Here is a 16,674-nt window from a genome sequence, read left to right on the forward strand (position 1 = left end):
AAGATGTTTAAAAAAGTACTAGTTGCAAATCGTGGCGAAATTGCTGTCCAAATTATCCGAGCTATTCAAGAATTGGATATGACTGCAGTGGCAGTTTATTCATCGGCAGATCAAGACGCACTTTTTGTTCGATTAGCAGATGAAAGTATTTGTATTGGTGGACCGCAGGCAAATGATTCCTATTTAAATATGACGAATATTATTAGTGCTGCCAATTTAACTGGTTGTGATGCAATTCATCCTGGATATGGTTTTTTATCAGAAAATCCTGAATTTGCAGAGTTATGTCAGGAGTGTGGCATTAAGTTTGTTGGTCCGGATCCTGAAACAATCAAATTAATGGGTAATAAATCAAATGCACGAGAAACAATGAAAAAAGCCGATGTTCCAGTTGTGCCTGGTAGTGATGGATTAGTAACTAGTTTAGAAATGGCACAACAAGTTGCCGCAAATATTGGTTTTCCAGTTATGCTGAAAGCTGCAGATGGTGGCGGTGGTAAAGGAATTAGAAGAGTTAAAAATGCTACGGAATTGGATAAAGCTTACACGGATACCAAACGAGAGGCTGGCGCTTCCTTCAGTGACGATAGTGTCTATTTAGAAAAAATTGTTGAAGATGCTAAGCATATCGAAATGCAAGTTTTGTGTGATGAAGAAGGAAATGTTGTTTATCTGCCAGAACGAGACTGCTCTTTACAAAGAAGTAATCAAAAAGTGCTGGAAGAGAGCCCTTGTATCTTAGTTAGTGACAGTGAACGAGAATATCTAGGATCGGTAGTAGTTAAGGCTTGTCGAGCTATGAAATATGTTAATACTGGCACGTTTGAATTTTTAATGGATAAAAACCATGATTTTTATTTCATGGAAATGAATACTCGTTTACAAGTTGAACATACGATTACCGAAGAAATTACTGGAATTGAAATAATAAAAGAACAAATTAAAATTGCTGAAGGGCAATCTTTAACCATTCGTCAAAATGATGTTCAGATTAATGGTCATGCGATCGAATGCCGTATAAATGCCGAAGTACCAGAAGATAATTTCCGCCCATCTGCTGGAAAGATTGACTATTTATATTTTCCGGAAGGTTCGACTGGAGTTCGAATTGATACTGGAATTGATAGCAAAAGCTCAATTTCACCATTTTATGATTCAATGATTGCAAAGTTAATCGTTCACATGCCAACCCGTGTTCAAGCAATTACAAAGATGAAACGTGCTTTAAAAGAATTTAAATTGGATGGGATTCAGACGAACCGTAACTTTTTATTAGAACTTATGAATGACGATCATTTTCAAAATGGCGATTTTAATACCAAGTATATTGAGACAGATTTTTTGTCTGAAGGGAGCCATCATGCCGAAAAAGTATAGTAGACCGACTGCTACTCAAATTGCAGAACGAATCAAACATATTCCTGATGGGATTTGGCGTGCATGTCCAGTTTGTGACGCTAAATTCTATTTTAGACGAGCTAGTTCCTTCAATGTTTGCCCGGAGTGTGGATATGGTTTTAGACTAGGTGCTCATGATCGTGCCAAAATGATTTGTGATCAATTCGAAGAAATTAATGGTGATTTACGTACCACTCAAACCTACGGGCAGGAACGATATTCTCAGAAAATTAAACAAGCTGAAAAAAACACGCATTTAGGTGAAAGTGTCTTAACCGGAATTGGAAAAATTAGTCAGACTAAATTTGCGTTGGGCATTATGGATGCTCATTTCATTATGGGAAGCCTAGGTTCGGTCACTGGAGAAAAGATAACTAGACTATTTGAATACGCAACGGAGCATAACTTGCCAGTGATTCTATTTACTGCTTCTGGTGGCGCCCGAATGCAAGAAGGGATTCATTCATTAATGCAGATGGCTAAGTGTTCCAACGCTGTAAAACAACATTCTAATGCCGGATTGCTGTATATAACGGTTTTGACGGATCCAACGACCGGCGGCGTGACAGCTAGTTTTGCGATGCAAGGGGATATAATCTTAGCTGAACCACATGCATTAATTGGATTTGCAGGTCGCCGCGTTATTGAACAAACGATTATGCAACAGCCTCCAGCTGATTTTCAGCAGGCAGAAACACTGTTACAAAATGGATTTGTGGATGCAATTGTGCAACGTAAAGATTTGAAACAAACCTTACACCACTTATTAAAAATGCATTGGGAGGTTTAACAGATGGTTAAATTAAGTCCATTTGAAATTGTTAAAGCAGCTCGCAGCACTGAAAAAATAACGACTAGCGATTTGATTAGAAACTTGGTTCCAGACTTCTTTGAATTGCATGGTGATCGCGGTAGATTAGACGACGCAGCCGTTATTGGCGGAATCGGAACTTTGAATGGACGACCCATTACCATAGTTGGGACGCAAAAAGGGGAGGATTTAGCCGAAAATATTAATCGGCACTTCGGTAGCGCAGAGCCCGAAGGATATCGAAAGATCCTGCGTCTTATGAAGCAAGCAGAAAAGTTTCACCGTCCTATTTTGGCACTAATTAATACACCAGGAGCTTATCCAGATATGAATGCGGAATACCACGGTCAAGGTTCTGCAATTGCAAATTGTCTGTTGGAAGAAATGCAGTTGCAAGTACCTTATCTGAGTATCGTTATCGGTGAAGGTGGCAGTGGCGGTGCCTTAGCATTGGCCTGTGGTAATCAGGTTTGGATGACTGAACAAAGCACATATTCAGTATTATCACCAGAAGGATACGCAAGCATCATGTGGAAAGATTCTAGTCGAGTGGAAGAAGCTGCTAAAGCACTTCATTTAACACCCACGGAGTTGTTAAATGAACAAATTATTGACCGAGTCATACCAGAAGTACGAAACGCTGAGGATATTCATGATTTGAGAAAAATTATTTTTGCAGAATTTCAAAAATTAGAGCAATTATCAGCAACTGAATTAGTAGAACAAAGATATCGACGCTTTCGAAAATATTAATAAGACAGGGGATTAAGCAATGAGTAGCTTATTGGAAGGAAAGAAAATTTTGGTGATGGGAGTTGCTAATCAACGCAGTATTGCTTGGGGATGTGTTCAAGCAATGCAATCACAAGGGGCAACGGTGATTTTAACCTATCAAAATGATCGTATTAAACGAAGTTTGGCTAAGTTTGTTGGTGATACGCCACTGGTTGAGTGCGATGTTTCAGAAGATGAAAATATTGCTAAAGCATTTAAGGTTATCAAAAATGCTTTCGGAACACTGGATGGAATTGTGCATGCAATTGCATTTGCCGATAAAGAAACTTTGGAAGGTGGAGTTATTAACACCAAGAAAGAAGGCTTTAATTTAGCCCAAGATGTTAGTGCATATTCATTAATTTCAGTAGCGCGCTATGGGCAAAAATTGCTTAAAAATGGTGGTAGTATCGTTACTTTAACTTACTTTGGTTCAACTCGAGCAATTCCCAATTACAACATGATGGGCGTTGCCAAGGCCTCATTAGAGGCGATCATGCGCTATTTAGCTAGTGACCTTGGAGAAAAGTCTATACGAGTCAATGCCATCTCAGCCGGAGCCATCAAAACACTAGCTGTTACTGGAATTAAAGAACATGGTAAATTGCTAAAACTTTCACGTGACCGCACAGTGGACGGCCTGAGTGTGACAACCGATGAAGTCGGAAACGCAGCATCCTTTTTGATGAGCGATCTTTCGACCGGAATCACTGGAGACATTCTTTACGTTGATAAGGGAGTGCATCTACAATAGCTGATAAAATTTGGATTGAATTTGCGAATACCCATGATGTAGTTATTAATACAAATGCTTACCATAACAAGTTTGGTGAGCAGCTCAGAAGCTTCAAATCAGCAAAACGTCAGGCACAATTTTACTTAGGCCGCTTTCTTTTAGCCAAATTACTGAAGGCACCATTTGAAAAGGTTATTGAAGATGGATTTATCCAATATCATCGAAACGGCAAGCCTTTTTTAAGTAGTAGCAGCTTTTTCTTTAACATCACCCACTCACAAAACATAGTGATGGTTGCTATTTCTAAATCAGAGTTTGGTATTGATATTGAAAAAGTTAAACCAATTAAACCAACCACTCTAAAAAAAGCCTTGTCAGACATTGAACTTAATGAAATTTATAAAGTTCAGAACGATGATTTAAGAAGTCAAAAATTATTAAAAATTTGGACAATCAAAGAATCTATCCTAAAAGCTGTAGGCACAGGCCTTACAATACATCCATCAAAAATTAGTATAAATAATAATCAAGGCACCTTAAATAATACAAGTTATCGCTATTTTAATATTCCACACGTCCCAGGATTTGTGGGATCAATTGCTATGAAAGAGGGTAAAACGGTTATTTAGAAAACTTGAATCCTTACAGGGGTTAGAAATTAATTATTTTATTTCAAAAGGGACATTGATATCGTCTCTTTTTAAATTCACTTTTTATTATCAATATAAACCAAAATAATAGTCGCTCAATTTAGTTAATAGAGTATATTAAATTTCACTATTTTTCGTTGCCTTTATAGAAAACAATACTGAGGTTACTACATGTATATTCAATACTGTATATTAATATAGATACTTTTATCTTAATTATGGAGGCCTTGTCTTGAAATATAGTGTAGAACCATTGAGAACACAAAAAGAAATAAGTGAGTTTTTAAGTGCTTTAGACCATGGAAAAAATAGAGAACGTAACAGAGTTCTTGTTTTATTAGGAATAAACACAGGATTGAGAATTAGTGACATTCTAGCGTTAGATGTTGGACAAATTCGTGAAAACGAAACAATTCAAATTGTTGAGATTAAAACAGGAAAGAAAAGATGGTTGTTTTTACATAAGCTTCAACCTGTACTTAAACCATATTTAGTAGGAAAGTCGGATGAAACACCTTTGTTTTTAGGAAGAAATGGACGATTAACAGTAAACGGGGCGTATAGACTTTTTCAACGTGCTGCAAAGAAAATTGGTAGAAAAGATATAGGTACACATACCTTGAGGAAAACTTTTGGATACCATTATTATCAACAAACACATGATATTGCAACGTTGATGTTAATTTTTAATCACAGTAGCGAGGTTATAACAAGAAGATATTTAGGTCTTGACCGTGATGTGATTGAGCAGAGTTTGTCTCATTTTGCTTTAGAAATTTTTTGAAAATTAAATTGTTATTAATATCTCATGTACATAAAGTAACTCAAGTATATTTCCAAAAATCACTATTTCAATCAAAATAGTGCCAATGGAGGAAAATATGAGAAGCGGAGTAGAACTTTCAAGATATAAGATGTATAAAAAAGGTAAACAGTGGCTCTTCGCTGCCACAGCATTTAGTATGTTTTTAATTGGGGGATCCTTTATTGAGGTTCATGCAGATTCTAATAATAATCAAACAAACAATGCTGTATTAAAAGAGCCAAGTAGTAGTAATACTGAAAACGCAGATAAAAAAATGCAGGTTCCTCGGTTAATAATGCTGAAGTGACAAGTCAGGGAACGAAGGTATCTACAAGTAAAGATTTGGATACTAGCATGTCTACAACGGTGAGCAACAACGCTACCGCCACAAATGAATCAAAGGCTGTAGCACCTACTAGTAAGGATTCAAATTTAGGATCTAATCAAGGTGAGGTAAGTAACAAAGCAGTAATGTTGAGCAAGTCTGTAAGTGCAACACCTAACGCTGAGGACTTAAATAATGTAAATAAAAATAATTTAACAGACTATTTTAATGTTAATGGTAATGCAACGTACGATAAAAGCACTGGTATTGTTACTCTTACGAAAGACAGCAATAATCAAAGTGGAAATATTACTTTAAAAGATAAGATCAATATGGATGAAAGCTTTACCTTGCAGGGTCAGATAAATCTTGGTAATAAACCTCAACATGCTGGCGCAGATGGTATGTCATTTGGATTTCATGATGGTGACTCTAATGAAGTTGGTCGTAAGGGCGGATCAATGGGATTGGGAGGATTAAGCAGTGCTTTTGGATGGAAAGCAGATACTTATTGGAATCAGTTAGGAACTTCTGAAGATACAGGATATTTTGAAGCAGATCCAGATCAATTCAAAGGTAACAGTGGAAAACCGGGTTATAGATATGATGGAGAAGGAGTACCATTTGGTGGTTTTGTGTACACACAAACTAATAATGGGATTGATGAAGCATTAAATTATGTTGGTGACGATGCTCCAGCAATGGTTATTAATAATCCAGCAAACAATGCCTTTGAACCGATTGAATTTAAGTACGACGGTCAAACAAAAATGATGACTGTTAATTTTGAGGGGAATACTTGGTCTAAAAGTGTTGCCACTTGGATTCACTCTGGGGCGCTTGCTTTCTTTATAACAGCATCTACTGGTGGATCAACAAACTTACAACAGTTTCAAATGGATTCTTTTGTTTATGTTTCAGCAGCGAGTGTTGATGTTAAGTATATAGACCAGAATGGCAATAAACTAGCTGAAGGAGTAGCTTCATATCCAAACGGAGCATATAACGGCAATAGTTACACTACAGAACAAAAAGTTATTGATAACTACCAATTCATTAAAATGGGCGATGATAGTTTACCAGCTAATGGTACTTTAACAAGAAATGGTAATAATGGCACAGTTGTGTATGTATATGCGCCAGCCTATAGTGCCAGTGTAAAGACAATTAATCAGACGATTGATTATGTGGATCAAGCCGGACACGAAGTGTCAACGAGTCATAATAGTGAACCAGTCAGTTTCGTAACGGTCACAAATCCGGTCGATAAAACAACGACGGTTTACTACAGTACTGGAAAGCAAGATGTGCCAAGTATTGGCAATGATGGAGTTCCAAGTGGAAGCAATTGGATAAAGGGAACGAGCATAAGTTTTGAAAGTGTGACGAACCCCGAAGTAGCAGGCTATCAAGTCATCAAGAATAATGCGCCAGGTATTGACTTAAAAGCGGTAGCAAGTCAGAGCGTCGCCGAAGATGGTGCCGATCAACACTTCACGGTCACATATGCGCCAAGTGAACCAGGAACACTAGGCAAACCAAGTGAACCAGGAACACCAGGCAAACCAAGTGAGCCGGGAACACCGGGCAAGCCAAGTGAACCAGGAACACCAGGCAAACCAAGTGAGCCGGGAACACCGGGCAAACCAAGTGAACCAGGAACACCAGGCAAACCAAGTGAGCCGGGAACACCGGGCAAACCAAGTGAACCAGGAACACCAGGCAAACCAAGTGAGCCGGGAACACCGGGCAAACCAAGTGAACCAGGAACACCAGGCAAACCAAGTGAGCCGGGAACACCGGGTAAACCAAGTGAACCAGGAATACCGGGTAAACCAAGTGAACCAGGAATACCGGGTAAACCAAGTGAACCAGGAATATCACGGGTTCCTAAAAAGACCAATTTAATTAACTCCAATAGGGGATTGAGTTATGAAAGCGAGTTTCCACAAACAAATGATGATGACTTAAATAGTTCATTATTATCATTAATTGGCTTGTTTGTTTTAGGGTTATTTGGAATTGGAGGATATAAACGTCGACATTAAATCGTATTGATTGCTTTTTAGTGTTTACTTAAAGGGCTCTTATGCAGTGTGGCATATAGAGCTCTTTTTCATATAACAAAAATAAGATTATATTTGTAGTCGCATTTTAATCAAATAACAGGAGGTAATTAATGACAATTAATATTAGTGATTTGAATATTATAATAAGAACTAAAAATTCGGGAAATAATAAAACTATTAAACAAGAGTTATTAAATAATCTAAAAGTAAGTTTGATGTTGTTATATAGATCACATACTTTTCTTCAAGACTTGCCCAATAACTTTCCGCGTCCAAGTGATTTAGAGTTTGATTTAGAAGATATTATTATGAATGTTTCTATTGATGATTGGAATTTAGAAAATGTATTTGCGCTATTTGTACTTACTACACATATACAAATGTTGAGAAAAACAGCAGGTATTGATAATGAAGGTAGATCTGTGCTATCTGAATTAGGAATTTTATACAAAGATCTGGGAGGACAAAATAATAATGACTTATTAAGTAAGGACGGATTAGTTGGAGAAAGTTCAGTTGAATGTTTAAATAGGATAGCTTGTGCTAATGAAATGATAGATGCGAGCAAAAAAATTCAGACTATTCTTATAAAAATGAGCAGTAATCAAAAACCACCAGAAGTTAGAAGCGTTTATATAAATCCTGAGGAAGTTAGAAGACCTGGATTACTGCTGGGATTCGTAGAAAGGTATTCTGATTCACAGTTGATGTTTACAAATAAAATTAAAACGTATATCGATGAAGCTTTATTAATATCAGAGGTTTCGTCTGATGAATTAACTAAAGTTGCCATTGCAGAAACAAATTGTAGTTTAAATGCTATGAATATTGAACTTAACAGACTAAAAAGTATTGTTACAGATGAAGTAAACTTGAGTAATGTTAAAGTTATTAATAGTGATGTTAAACATATATATAATATAAATAAAAAAATTGCCCTCGAAACCAAACGACTGAAAGTAATTGAACAGGATTTGAATCGATTTGTTTAAATATAATATGATTTTTTTGAAACCAGCAAAAAGACGTACAAGGTAAGCTTTCTTTGTACGTCTTTTTCTAGTAATAACTAATTTATACTATTGTTAACTAAATCTACAATTTCTTCGGGATTATCAACCCCTAAGACTAATCTAGTGTAATTTTCATTTGCTAATTGTACTACTACAGGTTTGTGATCTGCACTCTTAATATTAAAGAAAGTTTTTTCTCCATCTTTTCTAAAAGTGCCAGCCCAATAATTATTTAACTTTGTTCCTGGTCCTCTGAAACCAGCACTCTCATCTAATATTTCCATATCAATAGATGCACCTTGAACATGTTGCAGTGGTATTTCAAGTCTTTTTTTTAGAGATGTTAATTTATTTATTCCCTGGGGAATGATAATTAACTGATTATCTTTAATTTCTACCTTATTCTGCATAATAACTGTCCTTTCATTTTAAAATACCACTATGCTTTAACAATTCTTGACCTATTAGTTCAGCAATATTTTCATTATGCTGTTTTAAATACCAAGATTGAATTAAATTGTATGTTTTTTTACTTCTAGGTGTTACTTCAAGCATAGCAACCATAATTAATCCCCATTTGAGTTCCGGATCACTACTGTCCAAGCTTACCTTGAGAGCATCAATAAACATTCCTTCTTTACTTCCAAATGTGCCATATAGACTTCCTCGTAGTATTCCGGTTGTTTGAACAATATCTTCAAGTGATGTTCCATTGTAGCCACTTTTAATAAAAAGGTATCCAATTTTTACTAATGTATCTTTTACAATAAAATTTTTCTTATTTACCATATTTTTAGTATAGTCTTGTTTGAACGTTCAGTCAAATATGAAGATGGTTAAAAATTAACGATTTAGTAATATAGATATAAGTCAAAAAGAGGGGGTCACTGGGTGGGCTCAGTGGTGAAATTAATCTTAGCGGTTTACCGCTTAGAATAAGACTTGATTTTGAAACAACCAAAGGTTGGTTCAAAACAATGCCCACCACGTTCCAGCCCAACCAGTGAGCGCCTCTTTTTACGCGAACAGAACATCACGCTAAAATTAGCACACCATCAGAAAGCCCTTATTTCAATCACTAAAACCACTAAATTCATTTTGACACAAAAACTGTGCCAAAGACGACACTACAAACTGTTGTAAACGCTTACCTAACATTCTAAGATAGAAACTGTAGAAAAGAGAAAGGAGTTTTAACTATGCAAAACACAGTTTCTTCGACAGAAGCAAAGCCTAAGAAAAAATCTCTTAAGGCTCGAATGCAGAAATTTGGTAGTTTCTTGAGTGGTATGGTTATGCCGAACATCGGTGCCTTTATCGCTTGGGGACTTATTACCGCTATCTTTATCCCAGGTGGCTGGGCTCCGAACGCAGGATTGGCAACAATGGTTAAACCCATGGTTACTTTCTTGTTACCACTAATGATTGGTTATACCGGTGGTGAAATTATCGCCGGACATCGTGGTGGTGTTGTTGGTGCAATTGCCACAATGGGAGTTATCGTTGGTACATCAACTCCAATGTTTATCGGTGCCATGATTATGGGACCTCTTGGTGGATGGTTAATTAAGAAGTGGGATGACGCAGTTCAACCACATATCCGTCAAGGATTTGAAATGTTGGTTAACAACTTTGCAGCCGGAATTTTAGGTATGATTTTAGCAATTTTAGGATTCTTCATTATGGGACCTATCGTTGCCGCTGCAAGTGCAATCATGGGTGCCGGTGTTAATTACATTATCTCAGTTCATTTATTACCATTAGCTAATATCTTCATTGAACCAGCTAAGATTTTATTCTTGAACAATGCGATTAACCAAGGAATCTTGACTCCATTAGGTTTGGAAGCTGCATCACATGCAGGTAAATCAATTCTCTTCCTATTGGAACCAGATCCAGGTCCTGGTCTTGGTGTTCTACTTGCCTTTTCAATTTTTGGTAAAGGAACAGCTAAAGCTTCAGCTCCAAGTGCTGCAATTATTCATTTCTTCGGTGGTATTCATGAAATTTACTTCCCATACGTATTAATGAAACCAGCACTATTCCTAGCAGTTATTGCCGGTGGTGTTACTGGTACAACAGTATTTAGTGTTATGAACGTTGGTTTGAAAGCTACACCATCACCAGGCTCAATCTTCACATTACTTGCAATGTCACCAAAATCAGTAAGTAACTTTATTGGTTTGATTCTCGGTGTTACGTTAGCAGCTGCTGCATCATTTATTGTTTCGGCAATCATTTTACGTCGTGACAAGACACCTGATACAGACGCAGCAAGTTTGGAAGATGCTACAGCTCAAATGTCAGCAATGAAGAGCGGTGATAGCTCAGAAGCATCTTCAGAAAATATTGAAAATGCTCGTGACGTTGTTGCCAACTACGACAATGTTAAGAAGATTATCTTCGCATGTGACGCCGGAATGGGATCATCTGCAATGGGAGCTTCATTACTCCGTGACAAAGTTAAAAAAGCAGGTATTGATATGTCAGTTACAAACACTGCTATCAATAACTTGAAAGATGAACCAGGATTATTAGTTGTTACACAAGATGAATTAGCAGACCGTGCAGCTCAAAAAGCTCCAAATGCTATGAGAATCGCTGTTGATAACTTCTTAAGCAGTCCTAAGTATGACAGTATTGTTCTTAACCTTAAGGCTCGTGATCAAATGGACTCAAGTGCTGCAGAACCTAAACCAGCACCAGCAGCAAAGAGCACTCCAAGTGGCGCCTTAGATAACATTGATTTTGCTAAGATTAGCGAAATTGACTTCTTACGTGATGATGACAAAGTTGGAACTGCCACAATGGCAACTTCATTAATGAAAGATCGAGTAAAGAAGAATAGTAAGGCTGCAACTGTTAAGAGTTTGGGAATTAATGATATTGAAGATGATGAAAATCGTCTTGTGATCGTTACACCCGAAGCAGCTAAGAATTTGAAGACTCGTTACACAAATATTCAAGTATTTTCAACAAAAGATCTATTGAACTCTCCTGATTATGATAAGATGGTTTCAGAGCTTAAATAACGGCAATGGAAACAGTTTCATTGGAGGAGAAATAAATGGAATTTTCGGAACGAGAACATAAATTAATCGGATATCTGTTGGATTACCCCGATGGGTTGAAAATGACACAGATGGAAGAGAGTTTACACGCGAGCCGAAGAACCATTTATCGTGAATTTACAGATTTAAATGACACACTTCAAAATTATGAAGTGGTGATTAAGAATTTAAAACATCGCTACCAGTTGACTGGGGCTCCTGAAAATCTAAAAAAATTGCGTCAAGCAATTAAGAACGATCAGGATAATCTAGATTTAACGGTTCAACAACGTCAAAGTGCGATTGCGGTTCGACTATTAAATGGTCAAGAACCTGAAAAGATGCAGACGTTTGCGATTGATTTCCACGCTAGTATTGCAACAATTTCAAAAGATTTGAATTCACTAGAAGAGATTTTTAATGATTATCAAATTAAACTCCTGCGACAAAAAGCGCGGGGGATTGAAATTAAGGGTGACGAATTTGATATTCGGAATCTCTTAGTTGCAATCATTGATAACGAAATTAATCCGTTTGAGTTTTTCAGAAATCTAGCAAATCCTCAGTTATTTGATCCAAACGTTTCGTCAGCTCAGTTCTTTATGAGCTTGATTGGAATGGATGTGATTGAACAGAGTTACCGAGTTATTCGTTTATTCCAACAGACCTACTTCAAGCAGATGTCGGATGCTCAACTACAGCGAATCATTATCGTGTTAGCTGTGATGTTGAAACGAATGAAGGTCGGCAGGCTGATTAAGAAGCTACCGGATTTTGATCGAGAACGTATTTTGAAAGATCAACGCACCACATTAGATGTGTTCTTAAAGTTTGATCCGGCAGTTAAAAAGATTATTACTAGTTTGGAAGTCAATTACTTCACCTTGCAAATGCAGGGATTGCAACAAGCTACAAACGAGTTCCAGTCATTAGAAGATTATGATTTGAAGCTTTCGTTCTTAGTGAAACAGTTTGTGAACCAAGTTAGTTCTGACTTTGGTTGGGACTTTGGAACTGATCGAGATTTGTATAACAATTTGATGTTGATATTCAGTAATCCGATTGCAAATGATATTGCTGAACTGGACAGTGAGCCAGTACTAACGGATATCAAAGTTGACCGTGATGATTTAAATCAGATTGTTCAATCCAATTTAAGCAAGTTCTTTAATGAAGCAAAACTTTCAGACCAGCAGTTAAAAAACGTTGAAGTATTGTTTGGCAACGCTTTAGAACTAGGAATCAAAACGAGATCCTTATCAGTTTTAGTTATTTGCCCAAATGGAATTGCAACGGCACAGATTTTACGAAATCGTCTGTTACGGCGAATTCCAGAAGTAAACCGAGTCAGTGTTGCGAGAACTTCAGCGCTGTTAGATCTTGATTTCGATGAATTTGATTTAATTCTATCAACCATTGAGTTGCCAGGATTTAACGAAGATTACCGCATTGTTAGTCCGTTGTTATTGGATGAGGAAATCGATTCAATTCGAGACTATATTCAGAAACATATCTTACGGACACCAGGAAATCTGAAAGTAACAGAAGATAGTATCACGAAACCAGAAGATTTTGATGAATATTATCGGAAGGTAAGTGCAGCAAAAGGAATTTTAGATAATTTTCAAATTTCAGTAATTGATAATCAAGCTTCCACAATGGCAGAAATTTTAAAACAAATTGTTATGAAATTAGAACCTGAAATTGTGCGTGATACAAACGAAGTAGTTGGTAAGCTATTGCACCGAATTGCAATTGGAGCAGTTGGACTGCCAGAAACTAATTTAGCCCTAGTTCATACAACTAGTCGAAACATCAAGCATCCGTTCAGTTCCATCTATGAACTGAAGGAGCCAATGAAATTTCCGGCAATGGGTGGTGTGAATATCGAGTTAAAACGAATTGTATTACTTCTTGGACCAGCCACGATGACACCGGTTGAAAATGATTTGATGGCAAGTATCAGTACGTTGGTGATTTCTAACAAAGCTAAGACAGAACAATTTGAACAAAGTAAGCGCGATGTTCTAACGAAAATAATTGGTAGTGAGTTCATTCAAATAATAAATAAAGGGAGATAGGTGAACGATATGCAAGCTTTACAAAAGGACATGATCCTCTTAGACCAACATCCAGCAACTAAAGAAGAAGCAATTCGGCTGGCTGGTCAGTTACTTGTAGATAGTGGATGTGCAGAACCAGAATATATCGAATCCATGCAAGCTCGTAACCGCGATGTATCAGTATACATGGGTAACTTTATTGCCATTCCTCATGGTACTGACGAAGGTAAGAAGTACATTAAGAAAACTGGTATTTCAGTAGTTCAAGTACCAATGGGTGTTGATTTTAGTGGTGATAACGAAGATGAAAAAGTGGTTACAGTGGTCTTCGGAATTGCCGGACTAAATGGCGAACATTTGGATATCTTATCTAAGATTGCCGTTTTCTGTAGTGATGTTAATAACGTGGTTAAATTAGCCGATGCAAAATCAGCTGACGAAATCATCGATTTACTAAAAGATATTGATTAGAAATATAAAAAAGAAAGAAGTTAATTATGATGAATGATGTACATTTTGGAGCAGGAAATATTGGACGTGGATTTATTGGAGAAACACTAGCAGACAACGGATTTACAATTACATTTGTTGATGTTAATGAAACAGTTATTGATGAAATTAACAAACGTGGAACGTATGAAGTTGAACTAGCTGCTGAAGGACACAAGAAAATCACTGTAAAAGGTGTTAACGGAATTAACAACGGCAAGGAACCAGAAAAGGTTGTTGACGCCATTGCTAAGACAGACCTTGTTACAACTGCAATTGGTCCCAAGATTTTACCATTCATCGCACCTTTGATTGCTGACGGAATTAAAGCACGTCAAAAAGCTAACAACACAACTAAATTAGATGTGATTGCATGTGAAAACATGATTGGTGGTTCACAATTCTTAAAGGGTGAAGTTTACAAGACGCTTTCAGATGACGATAAAAAATTTGCTGACGAATACATTGGCTTCCCTAATGCCGCTGTTGACCGAATTGTCCCAATTCAAAAACATGATGATCCACTATTTGTATCTGTTGAACCATTCAAGGAATGGGTTGTTGATGAATCACAAATGAAGAATCCTTCTATTAAATTAGATGGTGTTGAATATGCTGAATCACTCGATCCATTTATCGAACGTAAGTTATTCTCAGTTAATACAGGTCATGCAACAGTTGCTTATACTGGAAAATTCAACGGTTACGAAACAATCGGTGATGCTATCAAAGACGAAAAGGTTCTTAACCAATTAAAGGGTGCTTTAGCTGAAACAGGTGACCTCTTAATTCACAAGTGGAACTTTGACCCAGCAACTCACAAAGCTTACCAAGAAAAGATTATTGGTCGTTTCCAAAACCCATATATTTCAGATGATATTGCTCGTGTTGGTCGTACACCAATCCGTAAGTTAGGCTTTGACGAACGTTTCATCCGTCCAATCCGTGAACTTAAGGAACGTGGATTAGATTACAGTGTTCTATTGGATACTGTTGGTATGATGCTTCGTTTCAACGAACCAGCCGATGACGAGAGTCAAAAACTTCAAGCACTTCTTAAAGAAAAATCAGTTGAAGAAGTTGTAAAAGAAGTTACAAACTTAAAAGACCAAGATTTAATCGATGAAATCGTTAAATCATACAACGAAAAGGCTTAGTTAACAGATAAGATTGCGACGATTATGCCACAATCTTTTTGTGTATGGACAGGATTTTACAACGCGTTATGCTGTGCTGTTACCGGTGTAATGGGTTACAATAATCTGAAGAAGTTTAAGGAGTGATTATCACATGGAAAAGACAATCTCTATTAATGCTGGTAGTTCAACGCTAAAATTCAAACTATTCGAAATGCCCGAAGAAACAGTTATTGCATCTGGTGCGGTAGATCGAATTGGAATCGACGGTTCGGTTTTCACGATTAAAACAGCTGACGGTCAAAAAAAAGAAATTAAACAACCAATTAAAAATCACGAAGAAGCAGTTAATTTATTATTGAATGAGCTTTTATCTCAGAAAATCATTAAAAGTTATGATGAAATCACTGGGGTAGGTCACCGTGTTGTTGCAGGTGGTGAAATCTTTAAGGATTCTGCCTTGATTACTGATAAAGCACTACAACAGATTGAAGATCTAAAGGAGTACGCTCCTTTACATAATCCGGCTAATGCCGTTGGAATCAAAGCTTTTAAGAAGGTTTTGCCTAATGTAACAAGCGTTGCAGTTTTTGATACTTCATTTCATGAATCATTACCTGCTAAGAACTATATTTACAGTATTCCCTATGAATATTATGAAAAGTACGGAGTTCGTAAATACGGTGCACATGGTACTAGTCACAAGTTCGTGGCCGGACGTGCTGCTAAATTAATGGGTAAACCACTTGAAGAGTTAAATTTAATTACGCTTCATTTGGGCGCTGGTGGCTCGATTACAGCGATTAAACATGGCGAGTCTTATGATACGTCAATGGGATTTACACCTCTATCAGGGATTACTATGGCCACTAGATCTGGTGATGTAGATGCTTCGCTAGTTGCTTACCTGATGGAAAAGCTGCAAGTTAAAAATCCCAATGACTTTATCGATATTTTGAACAAGAAATCAGGACTATTTGGTATTTCAGGTATTTCCCCAGACTTGCGTGATATTGAAGATCAAAAGGATTCTAATCCACGAGCTCAGTTAGCAATTGATATTTTTGTTAATAACATTGTGAAGTATATCGGTTCTTATGCTGCAGAACTAGGATCTATTGATGGGATCGTATTTACAGCTGGGATTGGCGAGAATAGTTGGAAGATGCGTGGCCGAATTGGACGTGCTTTGAAACTATTTAATGTTGAAGTTGACGACGAAATCAATCAAAATGGTAGTGGAGCACGGTTTATTACTAAACCAAACTCTGGAGTTCCAATGATGGTTATTCCGACTGATGAAGAATTAGCAATTGCTCGTGAAGTTGAAAAGTTTAAAAACGAAAAATAAGGGA

General features: G+C 37.0%; 16 protein-coding genes. 14 read left to right on the top strand and 2 right to left on the bottom strand.

Annotated features, from left to right (window positions below):
- Positions 1-3: 3 nt before the first annotated feature.
- The 9 genes from accC (at position 4) to IV88_RS03455 (ending at position 8,560) form a co-directional block, all read left to right on the top strand.
- Positions 4-1,377: an acetyl-CoA carboxylase biotin carboxylase subunit gene (gene accC, locus IV88_RS03415; protein ID WP_057798770.1), complete on the top strand. Its 1,374-nt coding sequence runs from the start codon at positions 4-6 to the stop codon at positions 1,375-1,377.
- Positions 1,361-2,188, top strand: a complete 828-nt coding sequence (gene accD / locus IV88_RS03420) for an acetyl-CoA carboxylase, carboxyltransferase subunit beta (protein WP_083486832.1) — start codon at positions 1,361-1,363, stop codon at positions 2,186-2,188. The genes accC and accD overlap by 17 nt, the downstream gene beginning before the upstream one ends.
- 3 nt (positions 2,189-2,191) lie before the next feature.
- Positions 2,192-2,962: a carboxyltransferase subunit alpha gene (gene accA / locus IV88_RS03425; protein ID WP_057798772.1), complete on the top strand. Its 771-nt coding sequence runs from the start codon at positions 2,192-2,194 to the stop codon at positions 2,960-2,962.
- 19 nt (positions 2,963-2,981) lie between these two features.
- On the top strand, positions 2,982-3,737 hold the full coding sequence (gene fabI / locus IV88_RS03430) for an enoyl-ACP reductase FabI (RefSeq protein WP_057798774.1): 756 nt from the start codon (positions 2,982-2,984) through the stop codon (positions 3,735-3,737).
- 272 nt (positions 3,738-4,009) lie between these two features.
- Positions 4,010-4,348, top strand: a complete 339-nt coding sequence (locus IV88_RS03435; protein ID WP_147165230.1) for a 4'-phosphopantetheinyl transferase family protein — start codon at positions 4,010-4,012, stop codon at positions 4,346-4,348.
- A gap of 253 nt (positions 4,349-4,601) precedes the next feature.
- Positions 4,602-5,153 (top strand): tyrosine-type recombinase/integrase, encoded by a 552-nt coding sequence (locus tag IV88_RS03440; RefSeq protein WP_057798778.1) that lies wholly within the window; start codon positions 4,602-4,604, stop codon positions 5,151-5,153.
- 97 nt (positions 5,154-5,250) lie between these two features.
- Positions 5,251-5,481: a KxYKxGKxW signal peptide domain-containing protein gene (locus tag IV88_RS03445; RefSeq protein WP_057798780.1), complete on the top strand. Its 231-nt coding sequence runs from the start codon at positions 5,251-5,253 to the stop codon at positions 5,479-5,481.
- Between the two features lie 47 nt (positions 5,482-5,528).
- Complete coding sequence (locus tag IV88_RS09535; protein WP_057798782.1) at positions 5,529-7,547, top strand: lectin-like domain-containing protein; 2,019 nt, start codon at positions 5,529-5,531, stop codon at positions 7,545-7,547.
- A 131-nt stretch (positions 7,548-7,678) separates the two neighbouring features.
- On the top strand, positions 7,679-8,560 hold the full coding sequence (locus IV88_RS03455) for a hypothetical protein (protein WP_057798784.1): 882 nt from the start codon (positions 7,679-7,681) through the stop codon (positions 8,558-8,560).
- 77 nt (positions 8,561-8,637) lie between these two features.
- Here the strand turns inward: IV88_RS03455 and IV88_RS03460 are convergent, their stop codons facing one another.
- Both IV88_RS03460 and IV88_RS03465 read right to left on the bottom strand, forming a co-directional pair.
- The gene (locus IV88_RS03460) at positions 8,638-8,991 is read right to left on the bottom strand and encodes a hypothetical protein (RefSeq protein ID WP_057798785.1); all 354 of its coding nucleotides are present in this window, start codon (positions 8,989-8,991) and stop codon (positions 8,638-8,640) included.
- 13 nt (positions 8,992-9,004) lie between these two features.
- The gene (locus IV88_RS03465; RefSeq protein WP_057798787.1) at positions 9,005-9,370 is read right to left on the bottom strand and encodes a TetR/AcrR family transcriptional regulator; all 366 of its coding nucleotides are present in this window, start codon (positions 9,368-9,370) and stop codon (positions 9,005-9,007) included.
- A gap of 410 nt (positions 9,371-9,780) precedes the next feature.
- On the opposite strand from IV88_RS03465, the gene IV88_RS03470 reads away from it, so the two are divergent.
- The 5 genes from IV88_RS03470 (at position 9,781) to IV88_RS03490 (ending at position 16,670) form a co-directional block, all read left to right on the top strand.
- The gene (locus IV88_RS03470; protein WP_057798788.1) at positions 9,781-11,613 is read left to right on the top strand and encodes a PTS mannitol transporter subunit IICBA; all 1,833 of its coding nucleotides are present in this window, start codon (positions 9,781-9,783) and stop codon (positions 11,611-11,613) included.
- A gap of 35 nt (positions 11,614-11,648) precedes the next feature.
- Entirely contained in the window at positions 11,649-13,712 is a 2,064-nt protein-coding gene (locus IV88_RS03475; protein WP_057798790.1) for a BglG family transcription antiterminator, read from the top strand.
- A 9-nt stretch (positions 13,713-13,721) separates the two neighbouring features.
- Positions 13,722-14,165, top strand: a complete 444-nt coding sequence (locus IV88_RS03480) for a PTS mannitol transporter subunit IIA (RefSeq protein WP_057798792.1) — start codon at positions 13,722-13,724, stop codon at positions 14,163-14,165.
- A 29-nt stretch (positions 14,166-14,194) separates the two neighbouring features.
- Positions 14,195-15,340, top strand: coding sequence for a mannitol-1-phosphate 5-dehydrogenase (locus tag IV88_RS03485; protein WP_057798794.1), 1,146 nt, complete (start codon positions 14,195-14,197; stop codon positions 15,338-15,340).
- Between the two features lie 133 nt (positions 15,341-15,473).
- Positions 15,474-16,670, top strand: coding sequence for an acetate/propionate family kinase (locus IV88_RS03490; protein WP_057798796.1), 1,197 nt, complete (start codon positions 15,474-15,476; stop codon positions 16,668-16,670).
- Positions 16,671-16,674 lie beyond the last annotated feature (4 nt).

This window comes from Pediococcus argentinicus (assembly GCF_001437605.1).
Classification (GTDB): Bacteria; Bacillota; Bacilli; order Lactobacillales; family Lactobacillaceae; genus Pediococcus; species Pediococcus argentinicus.

What these genes read in the sequence shown, in the direction of transcription:
- accC (WP_057798770.1), top strand. Translation starts at nt 4, where the DNA reads ATGTTTAAAAAAGTACTAGTTGCAAATCGTGGCGAAATTGCTGTCCAA.
- accD (WP_083486832.1), top strand. Translation starts at nt 1,361, where the DNA reads ATGCCGAAAAAGTATAGTAGACCGACTGCTACTCAAATTGCAGAACGA.
- accA (WP_057798772.1), top strand. Translation starts at nt 2,192, where the DNA reads ATGGTTAAATTAAGTCCATTTGAAATTGTTAAAGCAGCTCGCAGCACT.
- fabI (WP_057798774.1), top strand. Translation starts at nt 2,982, where the DNA reads ATGAGTAGCTTATTGGAAGGAAAGAAAATTTTGGTGATGGGAGTTGCT.
- IV88_RS03435 (WP_147165230.1), top strand. Translation starts at nt 4,010, where the DNA reads ATGGTTGCTATTTCTAAATCAGAGTTTGGTATTGATATTGAAAAAGTT.
- IV88_RS03445 (WP_057798780.1), top strand. Translation starts at nt 5,251, where the DNA reads ATGAGAAGCGGAGTAGAACTTTCAAGATATAAGATGTATAAAAAAGGT.
- IV88_RS09535 (WP_057798782.1), top strand. Translation starts at nt 5,529, where the DNA reads ATGTCTACAACGGTGAGCAACAACGCTACCGCCACAAATGAATCAAAG.
- IV88_RS03455 (WP_057798784.1), top strand. Translation starts at nt 7,679, where the DNA reads ATGACAATTAATATTAGTGATTTGAATATTATAATAAGAACTAAAAAT.
- IV88_RS03460 (WP_057798785.1), bottom strand. Translation starts at nt 8,991, where the DNA reads ATGCAGAATAAGGTAGAAATTAAAGATAATCAGTTAATTATCATTCCC.
- IV88_RS03465 (WP_057798787.1), bottom strand. Translation starts at nt 9,370, where the DNA reads ATGGTAAATAAGAAAAATTTTATTGTAAAAGATACATTAGTAAAAATT.
- IV88_RS03470 (WP_057798788.1), top strand. Translation starts at nt 9,781, where the DNA reads ATGCAAAACACAGTTTCTTCGACAGAAGCAAAGCCTAAGAAAAAATCT.
- IV88_RS03475 (WP_057798790.1), top strand. Translation starts at nt 11,649, where the DNA reads ATGGAATTTTCGGAACGAGAACATAAATTAATCGGATATCTGTTGGAT.
- IV88_RS03480 (WP_057798792.1), top strand. Translation starts at nt 13,722, where the DNA reads ATGCAAGCTTTACAAAAGGACATGATCCTCTTAGACCAACATCCAGCA.
- IV88_RS03485 (WP_057798794.1), top strand. Translation starts at nt 14,195, where the DNA reads ATGAATGATGTACATTTTGGAGCAGGAAATATTGGACGTGGATTTATT.
- IV88_RS03490 (WP_057798796.1), top strand. Translation starts at nt 15,474, where the DNA reads ATGGAAAAGACAATCTCTATTAATGCTGGTAGTTCAACGCTAAAATTC.